General features: G+C 62.6%; 4 protein-coding genes. All 4 read left to right on the forward strand.

All coding sequences use genetic code 11. From position 1 onward, the window contains the following. Positions 1 to 1,972, forward strand: a 1,972-nt coding sequence (locus tag GXX82_05580) for a hypothetical protein (GenBank protein ID NLT22498.1), incomplete at its 5' end; no start/stop codon positions are given. Positions 1,973 to 2,080: 108 nt separating this feature from the next. Further along, positions 2,081 to 3,058, forward strand: coding sequence for a hypothetical protein (locus tag GXX82_05585; GenBank protein NLT22499.1), 978 nt, complete (start codon positions 2,081 to 2,083; stop codon positions 3,056 to 3,058). Positions 3,059 to 3,061: 3 nt separating this feature from the next. After that, positions 3,062 to 4,420, forward strand: a complete 1,359-nt coding sequence (locus GXX82_05590) for a tetratricopeptide repeat protein (protein NLT22500.1) — start codon at positions 3,062 to 3,064, stop codon at positions 4,418 to 4,420. A 44-nt stretch (positions 4,421 to 4,464) separates the two neighbouring features. Beyond that, on the forward strand, positions 4,465 to 6,212 hold a 1,748-nt coding region (locus GXX82_05595), incomplete at its 3' end, for a SulP family inorganic anion transporter (protein NLT22501.1).

The following is a 6,212-nucleotide window of genomic DNA, read 5'->3' on the forward strand; positions in this document are numbered from 1 at the left end:
AGCCGAACACCAGCGGGTGGAGTTCTCCGTCGCCGTCACCCCGGCGACCGCCCAGCAGCTTCGCTACCAGTGGAAGGTCTCCCCGGACGGATGCACCATCTCCGCGCCTTCTTCGAAGGATACGGGCGTGACATGCGGCAAGACAGGCTCCTACACGATGACCTGCGCGGTGAAGAGCGCCGACGGCGCCGACCTGGGAAGCGGCACGGGGTCGCTCGGCGTAACCATATCCCAGTCGGACATATCGACGGGGAAGAAAAAGGATGAGGCGAAGAAGAAGCTCGACAGCGCCAGGCAGCTCTGGTCGCAGAAAAAGTATGACGAGGCCATAGCTGCGGCCGAGGCCGCGGCCGGGGTGGATCCGAAGCTCGCGCAGCCCGTCCTTGCCCAGTTCTCCCAGGAACTCAAGAAGATGGGATGGGACGCCGTCAACAAGGCGGACCTCACGGAGGCGGTGAAGCGCCTCACGCAGGCGGTAAAGCTCAATCCCGCCGACGCCGACGCGAAGAAGAAGCTGGAGGAGGCAAAGAAGTACGCCTCCGCATGGCCGCGCGTCGAGGCGAAGGCGAAGGAGTTCGATGCCTTCATCGCTGAGAAGAAGGTGTGGTCGGCGCAGAAGGCCATGCTCGAGATGCAGGACATCCTCCGTGGCCAGTCGGGCGGACAGGCGTCGACGAACCCCCTGTGGGCCAGAGTGATGGCGGATTTCAACAAGGGCGTCGCCTGGTACAACGATTTTTCCCGGAAGAGCAACGCCGAGTGGACAAGGCTCTTCAAGGCGGAGGATTGGGCGAAGGCGGAGGCCCATATCAAGCAGGTCCTGGCATACGAACTGACCCCGGCCGACAGGAAGCATTACGAGGCCGCGCTCCAAACGGCAAGCGCAAACCTTGCGAAGAAGAAGGAATCGATGGCAAGGTGCGAGGCGAAGTGGACCGAGGGCCAGGCGCTGTACAACGCGGGGAAGCATTCCGAGGCGCTGGCGAAGTTCAAGGAGAACGTTGCCTGCGCTCCGGGGAACGCTCAGCGGGAGACCTATGTCCGTCAGCTCGAGGATGCTCTCAGGAAGCAGGCGGCGGCGAAACAGGCCTGTCTCGCGGTCAGGCAGCAGGGAGACGCCCTCGTCCAGCAGAAGAGGTATGCCGACGCGATAGCGAAGTACCGCGAGAGCTTGAAGTGCAACCCCGACGCTCAGCTCGAGGCCTATATCCGTCAGCTTGAGGGAGAGGTCAGGAAGCAGACGGACGCTCAGGCGAGTGCCGCCCGGGCGAACCAGCTCCGTGCCGAAGGAACGCAGCTCCAGAACCAGAAACGCTACGCGGAGGCCATCGCGAAGTACCGGGAGAGCCTGCGCTACGTGCCCGACAAGGCCCTGGAACAGCACGTCGCCCGGATCGAGGCTGAGGTCAAAAGGCAGAATGACCAGCAGGTCCTTCAGGCCCGCGCCAAAACGCTGCGCGATGAGGGTGCCGCTCTTCAGGGGCAGAACAGGATACGCGAGGCCATCGCGAAGTACCGCGAGAGCCTGAAGTATGTCCCTGATCCGCAGCTCGAGGCCCATATCCGCAAGCTCGAGGCGAGCCTCTCCGCGAAGCCGTCGATGCCGACGGCAACAAGCTCGGGCCCGACGGCGGGTTCCTGGACGGGTGCTTGGAAAAGCAACCCCGGAAAGGAAGGTGAAGTGATCAACTTCAACCTCTCCGCGAGCGGCGGTCGGATAACCGGCACCTTCTCCATCGCCGTCCCGTACACGACGTCGTCGGGCGCGCGCAAGACGGAGACGTTCGGGGGCCCCCTCGAAGGGACCATCACGGGCAACAGGACAAAAGGGACCTTCCGCGAAGCGGGTGACACGAAACCTTCAGGCACCTTCGAGGCCGTCATGGCGGCGAACGGCAGCCAGTTCACCTGTACCGTGCGCGGCACCGACGGCAGCGAAAGCAGGACCTACACGGTCAGCCGGGTGCGCTGATGCGGGGGATAGTCCTTTTTGAGGTATTGCCGATAATACAGGAATGACGGGCGACGCGGACCGTCCCCGTCGCCCTGATGATCGAAACCGGTAAGGAGGTTGCTGCACATGCATCAGACCAGGTATTTCCTGACAGCCATTTTCTGTTTCTTGTTCATTTCTGTCGCGGTGGACGCGCACAGTCAGATGGGATTCAACATGGCGGATTTCAAGGCGGCCGTAACGGAGCGGATAAGGTCGACGGGCGCGAGGGACACCATCACCAGTCGTGTGCCTGCCGGTCAATCCTGTGTCGAGGCATCGGAGGCGCGGGCGGGGGAGATCGCCGTCGTCGTGAAATGGATGCAGGCGAACGGCAGGTTCGGTCTTTTGGGGGCGAAGGTGGGCAGGATGAGCGGCTGGAACCCTCTTTCCATCGTGTCCGAGGAAACGAGGAAGAAGTACATGGGCGAGACGGCGTCGGGGAGCATGCACACCTACACCGTCGTGCAGTTGTATGATGCCAACGGAAAGGTCTGGTTCACGATGGACGCCGACAACTATCTCGGCCCCATCTACGTGTCGGAGCACGGGGCCGTGGATTGGAACGCGGACCATACGAAGCTCATCGAGGATATCCCGCCCGTTATCAGGAGCGTCCACATGTATAATCCGCCCGCCGCCTTCGTGGGCGACAACGTTCTCTTCCAGGTGAGCGTCGACGCGGCGCCCTGGGTGAAGGGAAACCTTCGGTACAGGTGGATGTACGTGGGAGGCACGAAATTCCTGGGCCAAGGAGAGTCTCTCAACCTGCGCGTGGACTATGCCACGACCTACAACCTGAAGGCGATCGTTTACAATGCGGTGGGAGGCAAGGAGATCCCTCTCGCGGAGGCGACGGGTTCGACGATCGTCGCCCGAAGACCCGTGATCCCCACCACCCCGGCAGAGAGCAAGACGGCGCCGACGGGCAGGGGATACACGTCCCGTCAGAGCGGTCAGTCCTCAGGCAATCCCGTGGGAGCGGTGCCGTCCGTCGATCCTGCCAATCCCGTGCAGGGAGTCGTCGATGTGTTCAAGAAGGTTGGTGGTTTCTTCGGGAAGTAGGCCGTGACGAACGCGGGCCGCGCGGGATACGCGCTCGCACCGCTAGCCGCGGTCCTTATCGCCTATCTGAACTCTTTCACCGGGGTGTTCCAGCTCGATGACTACAACGTCATCGTCTTCAACCCTTCAGTTGAGTCCTGGTCTGCCTTCTGGCAGGATTGTTTCCACGGGATACGCCCCCTGCTCAAGTTCACCTACACCCTGTGCCAGACCTCGCGGACGGGTGTCTTCGGCTTCCACGCCTTCAACCTGGCCGTGCATCTCGTCAACGTATTCCTTGTCTTCAGCCTGACCCTGAGTTTTCTCAGGGGCAGGCCCGGGACCGTGCCCGAGAAGGCCCTTTACCCGGCGGCCTCCCTCGCGGCCCTTCTCTTCGGGCTCCATCCCATACAGACGGAAGCGGTGACGTACATAACGGGGCGCAGCGCCTCGCTCATGACGATGTTCTATCTGGGAAGCCTTGCCCTCTACGTGAAAGGCGGCCGGGAAGGGAAGACGGTTCTGCTTTACGTGCTGTCGCCCCTGATGTTCCTTTTCGCCGTTGCGACCAAGGAGACGGGGATCACCCTGCCTCTTGCCCTTGCACTCTGGGAGGTCTCGGCAGGGGAGGGCAGGGGAGTCGGGAGGGCCCTCAAGCACCAGTCGGTGCACTGGGCGGTCCTTGCCATCCTGGTGGGGGTGGTGCTAGCGCATCCGCGATACCGGGTCTTTCTCCTCTACAGCCTGGACCTGAGGGGATTTCGGGCGAACCTTCTCGGCCAGGTCACGGGGGTGGGCGATCTTCTCTCTCACCTTATCCTGCCGGGGCGGCTGAACATAGACCCGGGCTCGATGTCCGGCGGTGCCTGGCCCATCCCGCAGTCCGTGACTCTTTTGTCCCTGGCGCTGCTGGGGTTCATGGGCCTCTGGAAGAGAATATTCTGGCTGTCCTTCGGGATAGGCTGGTTCTTCCTCCACACGATGGTCGTCAACCTCCTCGTGCCGCGCATCGACAGCGTCAGCGACCGCCATTTCTACCAGGCGGGCTGGGGAATCTTCCTCGTGGCATCGGTGGCGATGACCTGGCTCGTGTTCCGCCTGAGGGGAGGAGCGCGCGCCTTCGCGGTCCTTGCCCTGTGTTTTGCCATCGTGCTCGGCGGATATACCATCGCCCGCAACCGGGTGTACCACAGCGAGATCGCCCTGTGGGAGGACACGGTCGTGAAGTCGCCGCGGAACCCCCGGGCCTTCAACAACCTCGGCTACGCCTACTACCTGGAGGGCCGGAAGGAAGAGGCGCGAGACGCCTACCGCCGCGCCCTTGAGATCGACCCGACCTTCGAATATGCCCGCAACAACCTGAAGATGCTTGAGAGCGAATGAGTCATGATTGACAATATGGTTCTGTCCCTGTATGTTACGAAGATATGGCACAGAGTGCGGGTGGTTCGACTACGGCGGGGCGGACTGGCCGGTATCTGACGGTCCTTACCGCCGGGCTTATCTCAGGCGTCCTCACGATAGCCATGGGGTGCGCCTTCTCGGCACTCATATTCTCCGGCCCGCTCTCCGGCTACATCGGCACTGGCGTCAAGCTGATACTCTTCGGCGCATTCCTTCTCGGCGCGATAACGGCGTTTACCAGCTCGTACGCGGGCACCGTGGCCCGGCCCCACGAGATCCCGGCCGCGGTCATCGCCCTCATGGCGGCCGCGATAGCGGCAGGGGTGCCGGGGCAGATCTGCATGGAGGGCGCCTTTGTCACCGTCGTGGCAACGATCGCGGTCACCGGCTGCACGACGGGCATCTTCTTTCTCCTCCTGGGTTACTTCAAGGCCGGCAACCTCATACGGTTCGTTCCCTATCCCGTCATCGGGGGGTTTCTTGCCGGTACCGGGCTCCTTCTCGTGAAGGGGGCCTTCGGGGTCATGACGGGAAAGGCGCTCACCGTGGCCAACATGGCCTATCTCGCGGACCCGGGGGTGTTCGTCAAGTGGCTTCCCGGCCTTGTCTTCGCGGGCGTCCTCTTCCTGGTCCTCAGGTGGCGGAACCATTACCTCGTCATGCCGGTCTGGCTTGCTCTTTCCTTCGTCCTCTTCTACATGGCGCTGCCCGTGACGGGCATGTCTCTCGGCGACGCGCGCTCTCAGGGCTGGCTCATCGCGTCCCTCGAGGGGGGAGGGCCCGGCGCGGCGCTGTCCCTTTCTTCCCTTGCGGGGATAGACTGGGGACTTGTCGGTTCACAGACGGGAAGGATCCTCACGGTGCTCATCCTCAGCTCCCTTTCCCTCCTCCTTAACGCGAGCGGACTGGAGCTTGTCGTCAGGGAGGAGATCGACCTCAACAGGGAACTGAGGGCAACGGGATTGTCGAACCTCGTCGCGGGCCTCTCGGGGAGCACCGTCGGTTTCCATTCACTGAGCCTGTCCGCGCTCGGCCATTCCATGGGGGCGAAAAGCCGCCTCGTCGGGGTATTCTCCGCGGTCATCTGCGGGGCGGTCCTCGTCTTCGGCAGCTCCCTTTTGTCCTATTTTCCCCGGCCCATCATGGGAGGGGTGCTTCTCTTCCTCGGCTTTGCCTTCCTGTACGAGTGGCTCTACGAAAGCTGGCTCAAGCTGCCCGCTCTTGACTGTGTCCTTATCGTCGTCATCCTCGTCGTCATCGGAACATTCGGGTTCCTGCAGGGCGTCGGGGTCGGAATGCTCGTGGCCATCGTCATCTTCGTGGTCAAGTACAGCCACGTGAGCGTCATCAAGCACAGGCTGTCGGGGACCAATTTCCACAGCAACGTGGACCGTGCCCCTGCCGAGGAGCAGGTCCTGTCGCGGGAGGGCGAGAGCATGCATATCCTGAAACTGCAGGGCTACATCTTCTTCGGCACGGCGAACGACCTTCACGAGGAGATCCGGAAAAGGGCGAACGACGAGGCACTGAAGAAACTGCGGTTCGTGGTGCTCGACTTTCGTCTCGTCAACGGTGTCGATTCATCGGCGGTCAACAGCTTCGTGAAGATGAAGGAACAGGCCCGGTCGCGCGGCTACCGGCTTGTGTTCGCCCAGGTCCCGCCGGACGCCCTCACGTCCTTTCGGAGAGGAGGCCTCGGCCTCGAGGAGAGCGACAGCTTCCGGGTCTTCGGGGACCTGGACCGTGCCGTGGAGTGGTGCGAGGACGAGAT

Source organism: Syntrophorhabdus sp. (genome assembly GCA_012719415.1).
Classification (GTDB): Bacteria; Desulfobacterota; Syntrophorhabdia; order Syntrophorhabdales; family Syntrophorhabdaceae; genus Delta-02.

Excerpts from the sequence above, each read along its gene's own strand:
- GXX82_05585 (NLT22499.1), top strand. The coding sequence starts at position 2,081 with ATGCATCAGACCAGGTATTTCCTGACAGCCATTTTCTGTTTCTTGTTC.